The following is a 19,329-nucleotide window of genomic DNA, read 5'->3' on the forward strand; positions in this document are numbered from 1 at the left end:
GCACCCGCCTGGCCGGCCGGCCGGGCGGCGCCCGCCGGGGTTGCCGGGGCAGCCGGGGTGGCCGGGGTGGCATCGTGAGCCGGGGCCGACGTGGGAGTCGATTCCGGGGTCGCCGCGGGGCGGTTCTGGGCTTCGTTATCGTGGGCTGACACGTCAGACATTTTACCTTCGCCTAAGCTAGTCGGTTAATTTTTGGTTAAGTACTATGGAGGGCATGGGACGCCTCATCCTTCTCCTCCTCATCGTTGCCGCCGTCATCCTAGTCTGGAAGGCCTTCGGCCCCGGCACGTGGGGCAAGCGGACCGAAATCCAGGCGGATAACCGCGCCCCAAGCCCCAAGCAGATCAAGGGCCCGGATGATGACGAAGAGTTCCTGTGGAACATTGAGAAGCAGCGCTTCAAGGAGCGCCGCGCGCGGGAGGCGCGGGAGGCCGAGCAGCGCCGCCAGCAGGAACGCCAGCGCCGGCAGCAGCCCCCGCAGGACGAGACCTAAGCCCCGCGGGCATGTGGGTGCGGCCTACTCGGACGCGTCCTTAAACGTGAGCTCCAGGCCCAGCGCCTGGGCCACGGCCGCGACCTTTTCCCACCGCACGCCCGTGCCGCCGTGCTCGATGGTGTGCAGCGTCGAGCGGGACACGCCCGCGTCCTCGGCGAGCTTTTGCTGCAGGATGCCGCGCTCCCGGCGGCACCGGGCCAGGTACTCGCCCAAGTGCAGCAACTGCGGATTGTCCCCGGCCGGCTTGCCGGGCTTGTTACGAGTGCGGTTTTCCATTCGGTAGACCTCCCGCCACCAATCGCGGCAGTAATGAGCTAGTGGGAGTGAGCTAGTGGGAAGCTCGCGGCTAGTTCAGGCCCGCGTAGGAGTGCAGGCCGGAGACCACCATGTTAATGAAGAACAGGTTGAAGATCATGGTGGCCAGCGCCAGGATGTTGACCCAGGGGGCGTACTTGCGGGCCGAGGGGGTCGCGCGCATGTGCAGGTAGGCCGCGTAGAGGATCCAGGTGGCAAAGGAGACGGTCTCCTTCGGGTCCCAGCCCCAGAAACGGCCCCAGGCGGACTCCGCCCAGATAGCGCCCAGGACAATGCCTAAGCCAAGGGTGGGCAGGGTGATGACCGCCAAGCGGTAGGCCAGCTGGTCCAGCTTCTTCGCCGAGGGCAAAATCATCGTGATGGTGCCCAGGAAGCCATGCTCCTCGCCCTTGGGCTGCGCGCGGCGCAGCAGATACAGAATCGAGGCGATGCCGGAGACAATACCGATGGACGCGCCCACGGAGACCGTGGTGACGTGGATGGGCAGCCAGTGCGACTGCAGCGCCGGGACGACCGGGGCGGACTCCGCGTACAGCTTGGTGGAGCCGTAGAACAGGAGGGCCAACATCGGGGTCAGCAGCCACGGCCACAGCGGGCGCCACTGCTTGCGTTGCAGGGAGATCGCGGCGACGACCATGGTGCCGGCGGTGACCATCAGGACGTACTCGTAGAGGTTGCCGAACGGGAAACGGCCGGTGGCCAGGCCGCGCAGGACAATCGCCACCAGGTGCAGGACCACGGCCAGCCAGATGAGCGACTGGGTCATGTTGCCAATCTTGTCGGCGCGGCGCTCACGGTGTGCAACCTCGTCCGCGGTCGGGGCGGGCTCGGCGCCCGAGGCCCCGACGGGGGTGGCGGCGGCGTCGCTAGACCCGGCGCCCACCGCGGCGAGCTCCTTGTTTTCCTTGCGACCCTTCGCCTTTTCTTCCTGGGCCGCGCGGCGGGTCTCCAAGAGGCTCTTCATGCGCCCGTAGTACATCAGGGACATGAAAAGGGCGACGATATAGATGACAAACGCGGTCTGTACCGCGATGTCCGAAAAGTTCGACAGGTTCTGATCGACCGGCATACACACCTACTCTGACAGATTGCGTTCGCAGATTAGACTACCCCTGGCCAGCACGGGAATCCAACTTTAGATGGAGAGGATTATCTGTCTTCGTAATCGTAGAGCTCGTCCTCTTCCGTCTCCTCCGGATCGGGCAGCTCCAGCAGCTCACGGTAGAGCACGTGGAACTCTTCCGACCAGCCGGCCCGGTCCGTGCGCGACAGGCCCGCCATCTCAATGGCGGTGGTGCCGTCGGCGTTCGGGCGCAGGCGCACCCACACGCGGCGGCGCTTGATGACCAGCGAGCCGACCAGGGAGGCCAGCATGACCAGTGCGGAGACGAGCACCCAGAACTGCATCGGGTCGTAGGAGACCTGGTAGTTGGCGAACTCGTTGGCGCCGTCGAAGGTGACCTTGGTGCCGTCGTCGAGCGTGACCGACTCGCCCATCCCCAGGTTGACGCGCTCCAGCTTCTGCAGGGCGCCCGAGTGCATCAGCGTCGAGTCCAGGGAGAAGATGGACTGCGCCGTGCCGGTGTCCAGGCCCGCGTCGCCGCGGTAGATGTCGATGGCCAGCGCCGGGTCCATCATGGACGGGAAGGACGAGGACAGCAGCTCGCCGTTCTCGCCGGACCAGCTGGCCGTCGGCGCGAACAGGCCCTGGATGGCCAGCTGGTTCTGGCGGCGCTCGTAGAGGTCCGGGTACACGCCGGCCGGCGGGTCGAAGCGCATGGCGCCCGAGGACAGGAAGTTCGTCAGATCGTCCGGGCGGAACTGCATGGTCTGCGTGCGCTTCTCCCCGTCCGGCCACTCTACCGTCACGGTGGGCGCGAAGCCGTGGCCCTGCAGGTAGACGCGGTTATTGGCCAGGCGCAGCGGGTGGTTGACCTTGAGCTCGTAGTCGTCCCAGGCTTCTTCGCTGGCGTAGATGTCCTCGCCCTCGGCGTAGGAGACGTTCGAGGTAAACATCTCCGCCTGTCCGTTCGGCAGGTAGTCCGCGGTGAAATCGTGCGCGACCAGGCAGAAGGGGTGCAGCCCCGTGCCGTCGAAGAGCGGGCCGGCGCGGAAGGAGTCGTAGTTCGACGTCGAGGTGTTGCAGAACTCGGTGGATTGCTCGGCATCGGAGGCAGAAACGTGCTTGCCGGACTCGGTGACCACGATGACCTGGCCCTCGTAGTAGACCATGCGGCCCACGGCGATGGTGACCAGCATGGCCACGAGCGCGACGTGGAAAATCAGGTTGGCCAGCTCGCGGGAGTAGCCGCGCTCGGCCGAAAAGGCCAGCGCCCCGGCGCGATCCTCGCCCGGCTCGTAGCGGGCCACGCGCCAGCGCTTGAACATCGCCTGGGTCTTGTCGCTGAGCTCCTCGATGCCGCGCTCCGAGGTGCCCTCGGCGTGCAGCGGCATGCGGGTCAGGAACTTGGGCGGGCGGGTCGGCTGAGTCTTCCACGCCTTGTAGTGATTCCACGAGCGCGGCAGGATGCAGCCGATGAGCGAGATGGTCAGCAGCACGAAGATGGCGATGAACCACGTGGAGGAGAAGACGTCGAAAAGCTGCAGCTTGTCGTAGATCTCGGCGATGGTGCCGTTGGTCTCGATGAACTCGTTGACGTTGGCCTCGTTGAGGTCACGCTGCGGCAGCAGGGAGCCAGGGATCGCGGCGACCGCCAGCAAAAACAGCAGCGCCAAGGCGGTGCGCATACTGGTCAGCCAGTTCCAGCCCCGCTTGAGCCAGGTGCCGATCTGTTTCACGAATGCTCCTTAACTAAATGAGGGTCGCGCCGTATTCCACGGTCCACTGCCGGATCCAGTTGATGAATTCTCCCCAGAGGCCCGTCAGCAGTGCCAGGCCCACCAGGACCATGGCCACGCCACCGATTAACTGCACGGTACGCGAGTGCTTACCCAGCCAGGAAATCGTGCGCATGGCCCGGGCCGAGCCCAGCGCCACGAGCAGGAAGGGCAGGCCCAGGCCGAGGCAGTAGCCGATGATGAGGATGGTGCCGCGCAGCGCCGTCATCCCCTCGGTGCCCGCGGACACGGAGATGATGGCGGCCAGGGTCGGGCCCAGGCACGGGGTCCAGCCCAGGGCGAAAACGCCGCCCAACAGCGGCGCGCCCAGCCAGGTGGTCCAGCGCTTGGGCGACAAGCGGGTGTCTTTTTGCAGCGCGGGCACCAGGCCCATAAAGACCACGCCCATGAGGATGGTGACCACGCCGCCGATACGCATGAGCGTGTCAGCGTTTAAGGTCAGCACGGAGATCGCGCCGAAGACGGAGACCGTCGCCAGCACGAAGACCACGCTGAAGCCGAGGATAAACAGCAGCGCCGCGCCGACCACCGCCCACTGGCGGCGCTTGCCCACGCGGGCGCCGTACTCCGCGTCGTAAGTCACCTCCCCGCCGACCACGCTGGCCAGGTAGGAGATATACCCGGGCACCAGCGGGACCACGCACGGGGAGGCGAAAGAGACCAGGCCGGCGGCGGCCGCGGCGATGATTCCTAACAGGATGGGCCCGGCCGCGGCGGTGTCCGCGAAGGTCTGCCCCAGGCCCGACTGGGCCACGATTAGCTGTGTCTCCATACGCTAGGCGGACTCCTGCTCTAGTTCCTCGACGACCTCCAGCAGGTCTTGGTCCGTGATTTCGCGCAGGAAGACGGCGGCCGGGCGGTGCTGCTTGTCCAGCACGATGGTGGTGGGCACGACCGCGGTGGGCACGCCACCCAGCGCCGCCGCTGTCTTGAACGGCGGGTCATAGATGGACGGGTACTCCAGGCCGTTGTCTTCTTTGAAGTCGCGCGAAATCTGCGGGTTGTAGTCGCGCACGTTGATGCCGAAGACGGTACCGGCCTTGTCTTCCTGGAGCTTTTCGTGCACCCGCTGCAGGTCGTCCGACTCGGAGCGGCACGGCGCGCACCACTGGCCCCAGGAGTTGAGCACCACGATCTGGTCGTCGAAGTCCGACAGGGAGATGGTCTCCCCCTCGTTCATCAGGTCCTCGCCGCTGAACTCCTGCAGCGGCTTGCGCTCCTCGGGCGCGTAGCGGATCTCCGTCTGCCCGCCCGGGGTGATGAACTCGAAGGTCTCCCCCGTGGCGACGGCGTTCTTGGAGTTTTCCTCCGACTGCTGGCAGGCGGGCAGGGTCAGCGCCGCCGCGATCAGCGCGGCAGCGGCGGCAACAAACTTGGAAGACATATACACCTGAAAATCTAGGCCGGGAAAATAGACCGTTGAATTAATAATGGGCAGCTAAAGAACTTAAAGACGAGGCCAGAAGGCTAGATCTGGTGGGCCGGGGACGAGTAATAGATGTCAGTGATCTCCTCGTTCTGGAAAACCAGGGAGGTCACGGACGCCAGATCGCATTCCCGCGCCCACGGGGCGTGCGGCAGGCGCAGGCCCAGCACGGTGCGCTGGACCATCACGATGGGCAGCTGGTGGGAGACCAGCACCGCCTCGTGGCCGGCGGCCTTGTCGCGGGCGCGCTCGACCGCGTTAATCATCCGATCCGCGATCTGGGTATAAGGCTCGCCCCAGGACGGCTCGAGCGGGTTGCGCATCAGCGGCCAGCGGCGCGGGTTCCACAGCTGGGAGCGCAGGCCCTTGGTCCGCAGGCCCTCGAAGCGGTTGCCCGACTCGATGATGGTCTTGTCCAGCTCCACGTCCAGGCCGGTGACCTTGGAGATGGGCTGGGCGGTTTCCTGGGTGCGCTGCAGCGGCGAGGCCGCCAGGTACGTCACGTCATGGCCGCGGAAGACTTCGGCCGTGCGCGCCGCCATGGAGTGCCCGCGGGACGACAGGTGGTAGCCCGGGATCCGGCCGTAGAGGATCTTGCCCGGGTTGTAGACCTCGCCGTGGCGGACCAGGTGGACGATGGTGGCAGTCACTAGTTCTCCTTTGTTGCGGCGGCAGCGACCTTCGCTGCCGTGGCAAGTGCGTTTTCAATCCTCTCGAAATCATTGTCGCTAAGCGCGTCAGATACAAACCAGGTCTCGAAAGCGCTCGGCGGAACCATGACGCCGCCTTCCAGCAGGGCGTGGAAGAAGGGGGTGAAACGCCAGGTCTCGGCCGTCTGCATGTCGGCGAAGTTGCGGCCCTCGCCCTCGGCGAAGCGGATGGAGAGCATCGACTCGGCGCGCTGGACGTGGTGGGCCACGCCCTCGCGCTCCAAGGCGCGGTGGATGAGCTTTTCCAGGCGGTCGGCCTGCTGCTGCAGGCGCGGGTAGAGCTCTTCGTCCGCCAGCTCCAGCGAGGCCAGGCCCGCGGCCATGGCCACCGGGTTACCGGACAGCGTGCCGGCCTGGTAAACCGGCCCGACCGGGGCGAGGTAGTCCATCACGTCGGCGCGGCCACCAAAGGCTGCGGCGGGCAGCCCGCCGGAGACCACTTTGCCGAAGGTCACCAGGTCGCCGGCGACGTGGTCGACGCCGTACCAGCCCTGGTGGGAGGTGCGGAAGCCCGTCATGACCTCGTCCAGGATGAGCAGCGCGCCGTCGGCGTGCGCGATCTCCTTGAGCGCGGCGTTGTAGCCCTCGTCCGGGGCGACGGTGCCCATGTTGCCGGCCGCCGCCTCGGCGATGATGCAGGCGATCTGGCCGGGGTTCTCGGCAAAAGCCTGGCGGACGGCCTCCAGGTCGTTGTAGGGCACGACGATGGTGTCCTGGGCCTGCGCGCCGGTCACGCCCGGGCTATCGGGCAGCCCCAGCGTCGCCACGCCGGAGCCGGCCGCGGCCAACAGAGCGTCCACGTGGCCGTGGTAGCAGCCCTCGAACTTTAAGACCTTCGGGCGGCCGGTGAAACCGCGGGCCAGGCGCACCGCGGACATGGTGGCCTCCGTGCCGGAGTTGACCAGGCGCACCTTGTCGACGGCAGTGCGGCCCACGATGGTCTCGGCCAGCTGCACCTCGGCCTCAGCGGTCGCGCCGAAGCTCAGGCCCTTTTCCACCGCGTACTGCACGGCTTCGACGATCTTCGGGTGCGCGTTGCCGTGAATCATCGGCCCGTAGGAGCTGACCAGGTCCACATAGGTGTTGCCGTCCACGTCCCACAGCTGCGAGCCCTTGCCCTGCGCAATAGCGCGGGCCTGCCCGCCGACGGAACCGTACGCCCGAACCGGGGAATCCACCCCGCCGGGGATCACTTTCTCCGCTCGTGCGAAAAGCTCGGCGGACTTGGACGTTGTCATGGCGCTAGAAGTAGGCATAGCCCACATTCTACGGGTTTTCGCGCTATACAAAAGTTGTAGCCGCCCGCACCCGCCCTGCGTGCTCCGCCGCCCTGCGCTAGGGTGGCGGCTGGAGCGAACTGGGTGGCCCGGACCTGCCACCTGCTCGGGGAAAACACACGCACACAGCACGCTCAGCCAACGCACTGAATCACCGACTACGCACACAAAGTAATCGAGAAACATTCGGGGGAATCTTTCATGCTGCCGCGCTACCGCACAGCCGCCTTTGCCATCGCCGCTACCCTTTGCCTGTCCGCCTGCCAGACCGCCGAACCCGCGCGGGAGGAAACCCGCCCCACGTCGGCGGCGGACTCCAACCCGCGCCCCTGGTCGCCGGGCTCCGACTCCGCGCTCAGCGGCTCCAATTCCACCGCGCCCGACGCGACAACCCTCGATGGGGAAGTCTCCCCAGTGCGCGCGCCGCAGCTGCCCGGCGCTAACGATGCCGCCGCGGCCGACGATGCCGAGACCCCCACCGGCCCCACAGAGCCCGACCGCCCCGACGAGTCCTCCACTAAGCCGCACCCGGGCAACCCCGGCGCGCCGCACTCACGCCACCAGCGCGGGCCCGCCGGGCCGGCTGGCGCCCCGCCCCGGCCAGCACCGCGGCCCGGGATCAGCTTCTCCGAGCCGGGCCTGCCCAAAATCCCCAACATCCCGCCGGAAAAACTCCGCGCCCCCGACCTCCCGAAGCCGCGCGTGCCCGATCTCCCGGAACCGGATCTCCCCTCCCCCGATATCCCGGCTCCCGACGTCCCTTCGCCCGGGCAGGTAGAACGCGACGTCAAACGCTCCGTGGGCCTCTAGGCAGCAGCTAGCTGATGGCTTTCAGCCCGATGATGCCGCCGACGATCATCGCCAGGAACAGCAATTTCAGCATGGAGAAGGGCTCTTGCCCCGTCACGAGGGAATACACCACGGTCAGGCCGGCGCCCACGCCTACCCAGACCGCGTAGCCGGTGCCCACCGGCAGGGTCTTTAAGGCCCAAGCCAGCCCGCCCATGGAAATGGCGCAGGCGACAAAGAAGACCAGGGTGGGCACCAGTTTGCTAAACCCCTCCGAGCGGTCGAGCGCCACCGCCCACACCGCTTCAAAGGCACCGGAGACAACAAGGATTAACCAAGCCATGATTCTTTCTGGCCGTCTTGTCGCCTTCCCGGGTACGGCTCCCTCGTCCGGGGCCCGCAGTGAGCGAGCCTCCACCCAGTCCTAGCACAACTGCTGTGCAAAGGCCTACTGGCTTCTAATCCAACCTCTAACACCAGTCCGGGCTTCAGTTCCTAGCTCGGTGGACCGGAGAAAAAGAATCCAAACGAGATACTGATGACGACTGCCGGTGCCAGAACGGCCAGTAGCGCCGCCGCGTACAAGTCGTATTTCTTGGTTTTAAACGCCAAGTAACAATCAACCGCGAAGATGGCCAGCAAAACAATGCCGGCGACGATCACCGACGGCCACCACCACGTCCGGCCGACTATCCACATCAGATACCCAACAACAAAAGCAACCACGACCAGCCCCCAGCCGATAAGCCGGGGAGAACGCAACATCGCCGAATCTGAAGGTTTACTACTCTGCGCTTTCAAGGCCTTTTCCTCTACCGGAACGCTCTCTTAAGATGCCCACCTATGAAACCAACTTCGCTCTTGCTCAGCCCGCCCGCAACGAGTTTAGGGTGCGCCTGTTAGTCAGAACCACGCTCGATGAGTGTGTTCAGGGCCTTTAGTACTTTGACCCCAACACGATGAGGAACGCAAGCAGGGATATCACGATAAGCGCGAAAACTGAAATGATCAGCATCTGGATAGGTCCCAAAGTCATCTAATTCTTTCCCTCCGGCACGCTGTTTTTAAAGTGGATTGACAAGGGCAAATATCGGACGGATTCCTAGGGGGAACCCCTATTAAATTCATCCAATGCGAACAAAGTAACCCACTTTTAGAGGGTAGGCAACCCTTCGGATACTTTTTACACAGATAATTCGGCATCTCCCTCCCACCGGTGATTCCGTCCGCTGAGTGTTGACCTTCCAGTATTGGAATGCGCGCGCGGCAATCAGCGGTGTCCCACGCGGGAGCGCTAAAACTGGCATGCTGGAGGGCATGAAGATTGCATTTCTAGGAACTGGACGTATGGGCTCGGAGCTGGCCCGCCACCTGCTGAAGGACCACGAGGTCACGGTGTGGAACCGCACCGCTGAGAAGGCGCAGCCGCTCGTTGACGAGGGCGCGCAGCTGGCCGCCAGCCCGGAAGAGGCTGTGGCCGGCGCGGAGGTTGTCTTCACTTCCCTGTTCGGGCCGGACAATATTCGCGAGGTCGTCGTGGAGGCGGACCTCATCCCGGAGGGGATCACCTGGGTGGATACCACGACGGTCTCCCCGGACGCCGCACGGGAATTCGCCGCGGCGGTGGAGACCTACGTCGCCGCGCCGGTGGTGGGCACCCTGGGCCCGGCCCGCGAGGGCACGCTGGGCGTGTACGTGGGCACCCCGGACGACGAGCGCCGCGAGCTGGTCATGGACCTGGTCACCCCGTGGGCTGGCGAGAACAAGCTCATCGGCGTGGAGTCCGCCCCCATCGCCGCGGTCGGCAAGCTGCTGGCCAACCTGGCGCTGGCCGTGACCGCCGAGGGCGTGCTCGAGGCCCTGCACCTGGGCGAGTCCGAGGGGCTAAACCCCGAGGTCATTTTGGAGATGCTCGACATCACGGGCCTGGCGTTCATGAAGAACATGAAGGCCCCGTTCATCCTCGGCGAGCGCAACCCGGAGCCGGGCGACTTTACCGTCGACGCCCTGTGCAAGGACGCCAAGCTGATGGAGCAGACCTCCAACAAGCCGCTGCCGGCGGTCGCCGCGGCCATCGCCAACTTCGAGGAGCAGCAGGCCATGGGTCACGGCAACAAGGACTTCTCCTCGATTTTCGTCTTCCGCGACGTGAACTAAATCGTTGCCTAGGCCAACTTAAACCAAGCGGGCGGCGGCCGCGCGGGCATCCGCGATAACGGCCGGCACGCCTACGCCGCCGGCCCAAGCGCCGGTGACCTCTAGGCCCGCGACGTCGGCGAGTTCCTCGCGCACGGCTTCCACGGTGGCCAGGTGCGTGGCATCGAAGCGCGGCAGGCCGCCGAACCAGCGCTGGGTGAAGATCTCCCCCACGCCGGCCGCGCGCCCGTCGAAGCCCGTGATCGACTGCAAGTCATCGAGGGCGTAGTCCACCAGCTGGTCTTCCTCAGCGCGGACCAGGGAGTCGTCGCCGAAGCGGGCGAAGCTGGCGCGCACCAGGGCCCCGCCGTGCAGGCGCTCGGCCAGGTGCGGCCACTTGTTAGAAGACAGGGTAAACGCCTTGGCGTGCACGCCCGGCTGGTCCGCGGCGACCAGGATGCCGGAGTTGTCCGGCAGCGAGTTGCCCTCCGGGTCGGTGATGGAGTCGAACTTCAGGCCCACCACGACGGAGCTGGCCAGCTTGACGGGGCTTAGGGCCTCGGAAGCGGCCGGGGCGACCTTGGCAAGCAGGCGGGCCGTGGTCGGCGCCGGGGTGGCGATGACCACGCGGTCGTAAGGCTTCTGCGCCGGTTCCCCGCCGCCGGTGAGCCAAAAACCGTCGTCTTTCTTCTCCACGGCGCTGATGAAGGTGTCGACGTAGATGTCCGCGCCGGACTTTTCCGCCAGCGTGTCGTAGACCTGCGCGTAGCCGCCGCGGAAGGTGTTGAAGACCGCCTTCGGCTTGGCGTCGTTTTCCGCCCCGGCGGGCTGGTTCTTCTCCGCCTGGGCCTTCATGCGCTGGAAGTACTCGGCGACCGCGCCGGTCAGCGTGACCTTGCCGGCGGCGGCCTGGTCGTCCAGCACGGCGGCGAGCTTCGGGATGGTCGCGCGCAGGCCGAGGTCCTCGGCCGCGCAGGAGTAGACCCCGCCCAGCAGGGCGGAGACGACCCGGTCGACCAGGTCCTGGCCGAACTGCTGGGCCACCAGCTGGCCCACGGAAACATCGCCGCCGATTTCCCACTCGAAGGGCTCCTCGTTGTCGATGTTGCGGCAGGTCTCCTCCGAGACCAGGTGCGCGACGACCTCCGAGTTGCCCGGGATGCCCATCACGCTGGGGGCGGGCAGGTTGGTCAGCTCGCCCTGCGAATAGACCAGGGAGCGCTTGCCCGACGGGGTGACCAGCTGGTCGGCCAGGCCCAGCGAGTGGAAGAACTCCACCGCGTCCTCCCGCCGCGCCAGGAACGCCTCCGCGCCCATGTCCGTGGGCCCGTCGTTAAACGGCACGGTGTAGAGCTTGCCGCCGATGCGCCCGGCGGCCTCGAAGACGTCGACCTGGCGGTCCTCGCCGCGAAGCTCGTAGGCGGCGGTCAGCCCGGCCAGCCCGGCACCGATGATTGCAATGCGCATAAAAATTCCTAGCCTTCCTCGTGAATGATGGCCACGGCGCGAGTGATGGCGTCTGCCTCGGTGGTCGGTAGCACCCCGTGGCCCAAGTTCCAGATATGGCCGGTCGCGTGCCCGGCCGCTTGCGCGCTTTTGACTTCGTCCCGGATGCGGCGAACGGCCGCGCGCACGGCGTCGTCGCCGGCGAACAGCAGCGCCGGGTCCAGGTTGCCCTGCAGGGAGTGCGCGCCGTGGGCGGCGTGCACGCGGGCGGCCGCCGCATCCATGGACACGCGGTAGTCCACGCCGACGACCTCCGGTCCGGCCTCGGCCATGGCGGGCAGCAGCTCGCCGGTGCCCACACCGAAGTGGATGCGCGGGATGACCCCTTCCACGCCGGCGAGGATCTCCTGCGAATACGGCAGGACGAATTCCCGGTAGTCGGCCTCGTTGAGGTAGCCCGCCCAGGAGTCGAAGAGCTGCATGGCGTCGATGCCGGCCTCGACCTGGGTGTGCAGGAAGGTCTGCACCGTGGGGACGATCCGGTGCATGAGCGCGTGCCAGGTCTCCGGCTCGGCGTGCATGAGCGCCTTGGTGCGCTCGTGGTTCTTCGACGGCCCGCCCTCGATCAGGTAGCTGGCCAGGGTGAACGGGGCGCCCACGAAGCCGATGAGCGCCTGCGAGTCGGTCAGCTCCTCCAGGATGTGGGCGATGCCCTGCTGCACCTGCTCCACGTCGTGGTCCAGGATGGGCAGGTTGTCGATGTCCGCGCGGGTGCGCACCGGGTGGTCCATGACGGGCCCGCGGCCCGGCACGATGTCCACGCCCACGCCCGCGGCCTTGAGCGGGACCACGATGTCGGAGAACAGGATGGCTGCGTCCACGTCGTGGCGGCGGACCGGCTGCAGGGTGATCTCGGCCAGCAGTTCCGGCATGAAGCAGGAGTCGAGCATGTCGATGCCCTCCCGCACCTTCCGGTATTCCGGCAGCGAGCGCCCGGCTTGGCGCATGAACCAGACCGGGGGTCGCGAAGGGCTGCGTCCCCAGGCAGCGTCGAGGATGGGGGCATCAGTCAGGGTACGGCGCATCATAATCCCCCATTATGGTTCATCTTTGCGCCCAACGGCTAATCCGCCCGGTCCGGAGAAAGCTAGTTCTGCTCCCGGATGAATTCATTGGCGGTCGGGCGGAACATCAACAGGATCGCCACGGCCAGCAGGATGGGGATGAGCAGCAGGGCGATCCCGCCCACGCCAAGGGCCAGGGCGGCGACGTTGAAGAAGATGCACAGCGCGGCCACCGTGGTGCACACCCGGCGGGCCCACTTGTTGCCGCCGCTCAGCTGCGCGGCGGCCACGGAAAGAACCAGCGCGCCGACCACGTTGGATACGGCCACAAAGAGCTGGTCCCCGGCCGGCATCCCGGCGGACTGGCCGCCGAAGAAGGCGACGAGGCCGGAGGTGAGCATGACCACCGCGGCGGCGACTAAGACCCAGTAGGCCCAGCGCAGCGAGGGCGGGCAGACCGTGCCGTCCCAGCGCGAATCCTTCCGGGAGGCCCGGTTGTAGTCGAATGGTCCGGGGCTATATCCAGGGGTCCCGTAGGTCATGAGCTCTGGTTTTCCTTCTCGCGCTGTTTGTCTTTCCGATCCTTTTTGGCCTGCTTTTCTTCCTGCTTTTCCTTCTGCTTTAGCTCCGCTTTCTCACGGCGCTTTTCCTGCTCTTCCTTGAGCTCCTGCTCCATCTGGCGCAGCTGCTCCAGCTCCCCGGTGTAGTCCAGGGTCTCGTTGCGCAGGCTGAAGATGAGGCCCAGCACGGCGGCGACCCCGACCACGATCTGCACGGAGCCGTCCACCACGTACAACCAGTCTGGCACATCGGTGGCCGTCGGGCGCGCCAGGAAGACCAGCAGCACGCGTACGCCGAAGTACAGGGAGAAGGCGAACCAGATGCGGCGGGCCAGCCCGGAGCGCTTGGTGTTCTTGGCCAGCATGACCAGCAGGCTGATCAGCAGGGCGAGGATGGCGACTGAGAACAGCGCCGAGAGCCCCACGGCCAGGAAGGTGGCCATGGTCACCGCGCCCTCGCCCAGGGCTTCCAGCTGTGCGAGCTGGTCGCCGGCCGCCTGCCGGGCGTTGGCCTTGATGACGTCCACGTTCACCACGGACATCACCACGTTGAGCACCTGGTGGATGGCCTCGCCGGCCACGGCCACGCTCCACGTCAGAAGCATCAACCCGACCGCCTCCGGGCGGGCGGCCAGGAATTTCTCGAAGCGTCCGCCCGGCTCCTCGGAGCGGTGCGGGTGGGCCTTGCCCGGAGTCCGGGGCTGGCCGGCCGGACGCTGCGGGCCCCGGTTGTGCTCAGCGGGCGGGCGGTGCGGTTCAGTCACTAAAAACCTGTGCTTTCGGGTGAGTGGTTGGGGCGGGGCGGGAACGGAAAGGGCGCGGGGATGCGCGGGTTAAGCGCTCCCCGCCGCGGTCTTAGCCGCGCAGGGCGCGGGCGGCCTCGACGGCGTAGTAGGTGAAGATCTGGTCGGCGCCGGCGCGCTTGATGGAGGTCAACGCCTCCATCATCACGGCGTGCTCGTCCAGCCAGCCGTTCTGGCCGGCGGCCTTAATCATCGCGAACTCGCCGGAGACCTGGTAGGCCGCCACCGGCACGGGCGAGCGCTCCGCGATGGCGGACAGCACGTCCAGGTACGGCAGGGCGGGCTTGACCATGACGAAGTCGGCGCCCTCGTCGATGTCGAGCTCGGCCTCCAGCAGAGACTCGCGGAAGTTGGTCGGGTCCTGCTGGTAGGTGCGACGGTCGCCCTCCAGTGAAGAGCCGACCGCGTCGCGGAAGGGGCCGAAGAAGGCGGAGGCGTACTTGGCGGAGTAGGCCATGATCGCCACGTCCTGGTGGCCGGCCTCGTCGAGCTCCTCGCGGATCTGGCAGATCTGGCCGTCCATCATGCCAGACGGGCTGACGATGTGGGCGCCGGCGCGGGCCTGGGCGCGGGCCATGTCGCGGTAGAGCTCGATGGTCGCGTCGTTGTCTACGCGGCCCTTATCATCCAGCACGCCACAGTGGCCGTGGCTGGTGAACTCGTCCAGGCAGGTATCCGCCATAATCAGCAGGTCGTCGCCGAATTCCTTGCGCAGGGCAGCCACGCCGCGGTTGAGGATGCCTTCCGGATCCCAGGCCTGGGAGCCGGTGGCGTCCTTGTCCTCGGGCTTCGGGACGCCGAAGAGGTCCACGCACTTGACGCCGGCATCCAGCGCCTCGTGGGCGGCCTTGAGCAGGGAGTCCTCGGTGTGCTGGTAGACCCCGGGCATGGAGGGGATTTCCCGCGGGCTATCGATACCGTCCGCGATGAACATCGGCAGGATGAAATCCGCCGGCTGCAGGTGAGTTTCTGCCACCATCTCGCGCATCGCAGGCGACTGGCGGAGACGGCGGGGACGTCGGGAAAAATCGTAAGTCATGCCCACAATCATAGATCCCCGCCCCCGGCCGCGGCAGCACCGGCGAGGGCCTGCCCCGGCCGGCCTACCTAGCTGGCGGACTTGCGGCGCGCGCGGCGCTTCTTCTTCGGCGGTGGCAGCTGGCCGGCGGCGCGCAGGTTGGCCACGTGGGCGGCCAGGGCATCGATAAGCGAGGGCACGTCGGCGACCTCGGGGACCACGTCCACGCGCAGCCCCATCTCCTCGGCGGCGGCCTTGGTGGACGGTCCAATGCAGGCGATGATGGTGCGCTGGTGCGGCTTGCCGGCGATGCCGACCAGGTTGCGCACCGTCGAGCCGGAGGTGAACGCGACGGCGTCGAAGCCGCCGGTCTTGATCATGTCGCGGACCTCCGCCGACGGCGGGGCGGCGCGCACGGTGCGGTAGGCGACCACGTCGTCGACCTCCCAGCCCAGGTCCTCCAGGCCGGTGACCAGGGCATCGCCGGCGATGTCGGCGCGCGGCAGCAGCACGCGGCCCACGGCGTCGATGTCCTCGACGTAGTTCGGGAAGACGGAAACCAGCCCCTCCGCGTTCTGCGCGTTGGGCTTGGGCTGGAGCTCCGGCACCATGCCCTTGGCCCGGATGGCGTCGGCGGTCTTTTGCCCCACGGCCGCCAGGTGCACGCCGGCGAAATCGCGGGCGTCCAGGCCCAGCTGGGCGATCTTGTCCCAGACGGCCTTGACGGCGTTGACCGAGGTGAAGACCACCCACTTGTAGCGGCCTTCCACGATCCCCTTGATGGCGCGGTCCATCTGCGCCGGGTTGCGCGGCGGCTCCACGGAGATGGTCGGCACCGACTGCGGGATGGCGCCGTAGGAGGCCAGGCGGGCGCTCATGGGGCCGGCCTGGGCCTTGGTGCGCGGCACCAGCACGCGCCAGCCGTAGAGGGAGCGGTTTTCCCACCAGGAGTACTTGGAGCGGTCGTCGAAGCTGCGGCCCAGGGTGACCACCAGCTGGCCGGGCAGCTCGGCGTCGAGCTTGGCCAGCATGCCCAGGGAGGTCTCAAAGGTCCGCTGCAGGCGGGTCGTGCCGTGCACGGTCACGTAGGCCTCGGTTTCCTTGGGCAGGCCGCGGTCGGTCAGCTGCGCGGCGATGACCGGTAGGTCCTCGGCCGTGGCCTGCAGGACCAGCGGCTGGGCGGCGGCGGCCAGCTTGTCCCAGTCGATCTCCCCGGCGGTGAGATCCGCCTCGGTGTAGGTCGAGCCCAGCGCCAGGCCGGCGAACGAGGGCACGGTCGACGGCAGGGACATGCCGGGCACGACCTGGAATTCCAGGCCGGCCGCCGCCACGGCGGTGATTTCGGCCTTGATGGCCTCGCGGTTGAGCGGGTTGCCCGCCACCAGGCGCACCACGTCGCCGGGCTCCGGCAGGGACTTTTCCCGGCTGACCTCGGCGGCCTCCTCCAGCGCGGCGCGCAGCACCTGCGCGTTGGTCTCGGCGGCGCCGGAAACGCCCGGCTTGCCGTCCTCCGGGATTTCGCGGATATCGGCGGCGGTCGGCGGGGCCGGGCGCGGCGGCTTGCGGCGCGCGCCCGCGGCCTTCGCGTCCGCGCACATCTGCGCGTATTCTTCCTCGGCCGCCTCGAGCTTTTCCGGCGGGACCGGCAGTGCCGTGCCCACGATGTCACGGACCCCACCGAGCACGTCCGGATCGGTGATGGTAATCGAGTTGTGCGCCAGCACTTCCCTGGCGCGCACGGTCAGCAGATCCGGGTTCCCGGGGCCAGCGCCGACAAAGATGATCTTGCCCAGCGCTTCTACCTGGCTCGTGCCCACAGCGTTGCTCATAAGGTTCTTTTCTAAAATCTCGGGGCGGCGAAAAACTGGCCCCATGCCACCTTTCCAATCCCCGTCGGTGCCGGGGTGGTGGCAGGACCAGTCCGTTATTTCGCTGCGCCGTGTCGTTGGGATGGCGGAGGATAACTTACTTCGTCGAAAGGCTATTTAACGGCCAAAAATCCCAGGACACAGGTCCCGGGACGCCTTTTCGAGGGGCCGGATCATCAGTGCATAATGATCATGTGCTAGATACACCTTAAATTAATCAGCGCCCGCAATCAAAAACTCGCGGGCGCCGAAATCCCTAGCTCATCCCTAGCTCTCGCCGAGAATCTCGGCCGCCCCTTGGGCAAAGAGCGAGTCGGAGACCTCGGTTCCCAGCTGCGCGGCGCGCTCGACCTCGCCGGTGGCCTCGGCCAGGATCTGGCGGGTCCCGTCCAGGGCGAAGACCCCGCCGCGGACGGTGATCTGCCCGTCGGCCAGGTGGGAGGTAGCCGCCACCGGGGCGGTGCAGCCGGCCTCCAGGCGGGCGAGCACGGTGCGCTCCCCGGCGGCCTGGGCCATGGCCTCGGCGTCCAGGAGCGTGTTGATAGCGGCGACGGCCTCCTCGTCGTCGACGCGGGCCTCCACGGCCAGGGCGCCCTGGGCCGGGGCCGGCATGATGGTCTCCGGGTCGAAGACCTCGGTGGCGCGCTCGCCGTAGCCGGCGCGCACCAGGCCGGCATACGCCAACATGACCGCGTCCAGCTCGCCGGAGGTCACCTTGCCCATGCGGGTTTCGATGTTGCCGCGCAGCGGGCGGATGTCCAGGTCCGGGCGCAGGGCCTTCAGCTGGGAGATGCGCCGCGGCGCGGAGGTGCCCACGCGCGCGCCTTCCGGCAGGTCGGCCAGGGCCAGGCCGTCGCGGGCGATGAGCGCCTCGCGGTGGTCCTCGCGCTGGGGCACGACCAGGCGGAAGCGCTCGTCCGGGGCGGTGGGCAGGTCCTTGAAGGAGTGCACGGCGATGTCGCACTCGCCGGCCTGCAGCGCCTCGCGCAGCGCCTGGGTGAACACGCCGACGCCGATGCGCTCAACCGGGGCCATGTTCACGTCGCCGGCGGTGGTCACGATGTGCAGCTCGGCCGGGTAGCCGTTCGCAGTTAACCAATCGCGCACGTGGCCGGCCTGGGTGGTGGCCAGCTGGGAGCCGCGGGTGCCAATCTTGAGGGTCACTTAAACGTCCTTTCGCGAGTTAACAATGGTCTCCGCCGCCGGCAGGTCGTCCACGTCGACGGAGACACCGGTGCCTTCCAGCTGCAGGCCGAACAGCTCCTGCAGCGCGGTCTCGTGGCTGACGGTACCGGACTGGGCGGCCAGCTTCTTGGCGCGCACGGTCGGCTCGTGCAGCAGCTTGTCCACCACGCGCTTGAGCGAATAGCGCACGTCTTTCATCTGGTCCTCGTTGAGGTCCGGGGATTTCTGCTCCAGCCGGGCCAGCTCGCATTCGACCAGGTTGGCGGCGCGGCGACGCAGGGCGGACACGGCCGGGACCACGTCGCGCACGCGCTGCGCCGAGGAGTACTCCGCCAGCTCCTGGTCCACGATCTGGCGGGCCTGCACGTGCGGGTCCCGGGCGGCGCCGACCTCGGTGCCGGCGGCCTGCAGCGACTTGCTCAGCCGCTCGATGTTGACCAGGTTGACGTTGTCATCCTCGGTCACTGCGTCGTCAATATCGCGCGGCAGGGACAGGTCCACGAGCATCATCTCGCGCCCGGCGGGCAGGTCGTCGGCCGTGATGGTGAAGTTGTCGGCGCCGGTGGCAGAGACCGCCAGATCGACGTGGTCCAGGGCCCCGGCCCGGTCGGCGAAGTCGACGACCTCGGCGTGGACGCCGGCCTGCTCCGCGTGCCCGGCCAGGCGCTCGGCGCGCTCCCGGGTGCGGTTGGCAATGATGAGCTTGTCGATACCCAGGCGGCCGGCGTGCGTGGCGGCCAGGGAGGCCATGGCGCCCGCGCCCAGCACGAGGGCGGTCTTGCCCTGGAGATCGCTGACCCCCATGGCCGTGAGCGCCTGGTCGAAGGCGAAGGAGACCATGGACGCGCCCGCGTCATCAATATCGGTCTCCGAGTGCACGCGCTTTCCGGCGTGCAGCGCCGACTGCGCCAGGGCGTGGATGCGCGGGCCCACGGTGCCTTGCTCGGCGGCGTGCTGGTAGGCGGTGCGCACCTGGCCGATGATCTGCTGCTCCCCCATCACCATGGAGTCGAGCCCGCAGGCCACCAGCATGAGGTGCTCCGCGGCGGCGTCGGCGTAGCGGACGTAGAGGTAGCTGCGCAGGCGCTCCACATCGACGCCGGAGACCGCGTGCAGCGTCCCGATGACGTCTTCGACCCCGGTGTGAAAGGAGTTGGTGACGGTGTAGACCTCCAGCCGGTTACAGGTGGAGATGATCATCGCCTCGGACAGCGAACTGGCCTCCACCAACTTCGCACACGCGCTGTGTTGCACCTGTTCATCCATGCTTAGCTGCTCCAGCAGCGCCACGGGCGCCGACTGGTGGGACATTCCCACGACGAGCACGCTCATGCAGCATTCCTCCACTCCACTAGACTTGCCAGCAGGCAGGCGACC

20 protein-coding genes and 1 riboswitch are annotated in these 19,329 nt (G+C 67.3%); of the genes, 3 read left to right on the forward strand and 17 right to left on the reverse strand.

Annotated features, from left to right (window positions below; all coding sequences use genetic code 11):
• Positions 1-214 precede the first annotated feature (214 nt).
• Positions 215-493: a hypothetical protein gene (locus ACEE23_RS09265; RefSeq protein WP_368520859.1), complete on the forward strand. Its 279-nt coding sequence runs from the start codon at positions 215-217 to the stop codon at positions 491-493.
• A gap of 24 nt (positions 494-517) precedes the next feature.
• Here the strand turns inward: ACEE23_RS09265 and ACEE23_RS09270 are convergent, their stop codons facing one another.
• The 7 genes from ACEE23_RS09270 to hemL all read right to left on the reverse strand — a co-directional run bounded on the left by ACEE23_RS09270 (position 518) and on the right by hemL (position 7,071).
• Entirely contained in the window at positions 518-772 is a 255-nt protein-coding gene (locus ACEE23_RS09270; protein ID WP_368520860.1) for a helix-turn-helix domain-containing protein, read from the reverse strand.
• A 70-nt stretch (positions 773-842) separates the two neighbouring features.
• Entirely contained in the window at positions 843-1,880 is a 1,038-nt protein-coding gene (gene ccsB, locus ACEE23_RS09275) for a c-type cytochrome biogenesis protein CcsB (RefSeq protein WP_368520861.1), read from the reverse strand.
• An 80-nt stretch (positions 1,881-1,960) separates the two neighbouring features.
• Positions 1,961-3,559, reverse strand: a complete 1,599-nt coding sequence (locus ACEE23_RS09280) for a cytochrome c biogenesis protein ResB (RefSeq protein ID WP_368520898.1) — start codon at positions 3,557-3,559, stop codon at positions 1,961-1,963.
• 64 nt (positions 3,560-3,623) lie between these two features.
• A complete protein-coding gene (locus ACEE23_RS09285; RefSeq protein WP_368520862.1) occupies positions 3,624-4,442 on the reverse strand; it encodes a cytochrome c biogenesis CcdA family protein in 819 nt (272 codons plus the stop codon).
• A 3-nt stretch (positions 4,443-4,445) separates the two neighbouring features.
• Complete coding sequence (locus ACEE23_RS09290) at positions 4,446-5,054, reverse strand: TlpA disulfide reductase family protein (protein WP_368520863.1); 609 nt, start codon at positions 5,052-5,054, stop codon at positions 4,446-4,448.
• A gap of 83 nt (positions 5,055-5,137) precedes the next feature.
• Positions 5,138-5,746, reverse strand: coding sequence for a histidine phosphatase family protein (locus tag ACEE23_RS09295; protein ID WP_368520864.1), 609 nt, complete (start codon positions 5,744-5,746; stop codon positions 5,138-5,140).
• The gene (hemL, locus tag ACEE23_RS09300; RefSeq protein WP_368520865.1) at positions 5,746-7,071 is read right to left on the reverse strand and encodes a glutamate-1-semialdehyde 2,1-aminomutase; all 1,326 of its coding nucleotides are present in this window, start codon (positions 7,069-7,071) and stop codon (positions 5,746-5,748) included. Before hemL ends, ACEE23_RS09295 begins: the two co-directional genes overlap by 1 nt.
• 213 nt (positions 7,072-7,284) lie before the next feature.
• Here hemL and ACEE23_RS09305 point away from each other — a divergent pair, with 213 nt between their 5' ends.
• A complete protein-coding gene (locus ACEE23_RS09305) occupies positions 7,285-7,893 on the forward strand; it encodes a hypothetical protein (RefSeq protein ID WP_368520866.1) in 609 nt (202 codons plus the stop codon).
• Between the two features lie 7 nt (positions 7,894-7,900).
• Here the strand turns inward: ACEE23_RS09305 and ACEE23_RS09310 are convergent, their stop codons facing one another.
• Both ACEE23_RS09310 and ACEE23_RS09315 read right to left on the reverse strand, forming a co-directional pair.
• Positions 7,901-8,215 carry a DMT family transporter gene (locus ACEE23_RS09310; RefSeq protein WP_368520867.1) on the reverse strand — a complete coding sequence of 105 codons (315 nt, stop codon included), beginning with the start codon at positions 8,213-8,215 and terminating at the stop codon, positions 7,901-7,903.
• A 7-nt stretch (positions 8,216-8,222) separates the two neighbouring features.
• A riboswitch (guanidine-III (ykkC-III) riboswitch) is annotated at positions 8,223-8,288 on the reverse strand.
• 79 nt (positions 8,289-8,367) lie between these two features.
• Positions 8,368-8,673 (reverse strand): hypothetical protein, encoded by a 306-nt coding sequence (locus ACEE23_RS09315; RefSeq protein ID WP_368520868.1) that lies wholly within the window; start codon positions 8,671-8,673, stop codon positions 8,368-8,370.
• A 504-nt stretch (positions 8,674-9,177) separates the two neighbouring features.
• On the opposite strand from ACEE23_RS09315, the gene ACEE23_RS09320 reads away from it, so the two are divergent.
• A complete protein-coding gene (locus ACEE23_RS09320) occupies positions 9,178-10,029 on the forward strand; it encodes an NAD(P)-dependent oxidoreductase (protein WP_368520869.1) in 852 nt (283 codons plus the stop codon).
• Between the two features lie 18 nt (positions 10,030-10,047).
• On the opposite strand, the gene ACEE23_RS09325 is transcribed toward ACEE23_RS09320, so the two are convergent.
• The 8 genes from ACEE23_RS09325 to ACEE23_RS09360 all read right to left on the reverse strand — a co-directional run bounded on the left by ACEE23_RS09325 (position 10,048) and on the right by ACEE23_RS09360 (position 19,284).
• Positions 10,048-11,475: a protoporphyrinogen oxidase gene (locus ACEE23_RS09325; RefSeq protein ID WP_368520870.1), complete on the reverse strand. Its 1,428-nt coding sequence runs from the start codon at positions 11,473-11,475 to the stop codon at positions 10,048-10,050.
• A gap of 8 nt (positions 11,476-11,483) precedes the next feature.
• Entirely contained in the window at positions 11,484-12,542 is a 1,059-nt protein-coding gene (gene hemE, locus ACEE23_RS09330) for a uroporphyrinogen decarboxylase (protein WP_368520871.1), read from the reverse strand.
• A gap of 59 nt (positions 12,543-12,601) precedes the next feature.
• Complete coding sequence (locus ACEE23_RS09335) at positions 12,602-13,060, reverse strand: tellurium resistance protein TerC (RefSeq protein WP_368520872.1); 459 nt, start codon at positions 13,058-13,060, stop codon at positions 12,602-12,604.
• Positions 13,057-13,842 carry a hypothetical protein gene (locus ACEE23_RS09340; RefSeq protein WP_368520873.1) on the reverse strand — a complete coding sequence of 262 codons (786 nt, stop codon included), beginning with the start codon at positions 13,840-13,842 and terminating at the stop codon, positions 13,057-13,059. The genes ACEE23_RS09335 and ACEE23_RS09340 overlap by 4 nt, the downstream gene beginning before the upstream one ends.
• A 91-nt stretch (positions 13,843-13,933) precedes the next feature.
• On the reverse strand, positions 13,934-14,920 hold the full coding sequence (gene hemB / locus ACEE23_RS09345) for a porphobilinogen synthase (RefSeq protein WP_368520874.1): 987 nt from the start codon (positions 14,918-14,920) through the stop codon (positions 13,934-13,936).
• A gap of 68 nt (positions 14,921-14,988) precedes the next feature.
• Entirely contained in the window at positions 14,989-16,728 is a 1,740-nt protein-coding gene (locus tag ACEE23_RS09350) for a uroporphyrinogen-III synthase (RefSeq protein ID WP_368520875.1), read from the reverse strand.
• 306 nt (positions 16,729-17,034) lie between these two features.
• Positions 17,035-17,931 carry a hydroxymethylbilane synthase gene (hemC, locus tag ACEE23_RS09355; RefSeq protein ID WP_368520876.1) on the reverse strand — a complete coding sequence of 299 codons (897 nt, stop codon included), beginning with the start codon at positions 17,929-17,931 and terminating at the stop codon, positions 17,035-17,037.
• Positions 17,932-19,284, reverse strand: coding sequence for a glutamyl-tRNA reductase (locus ACEE23_RS09360; protein ID WP_368520877.1), 1,353 nt, complete (start codon positions 19,282-19,284; stop codon positions 17,932-17,934).
• Positions 19,285-19,329 lie beyond the last annotated feature (45 nt).

Source organism: Corynebacterium sp. 32222D000AT (assembly GCF_053546955.1).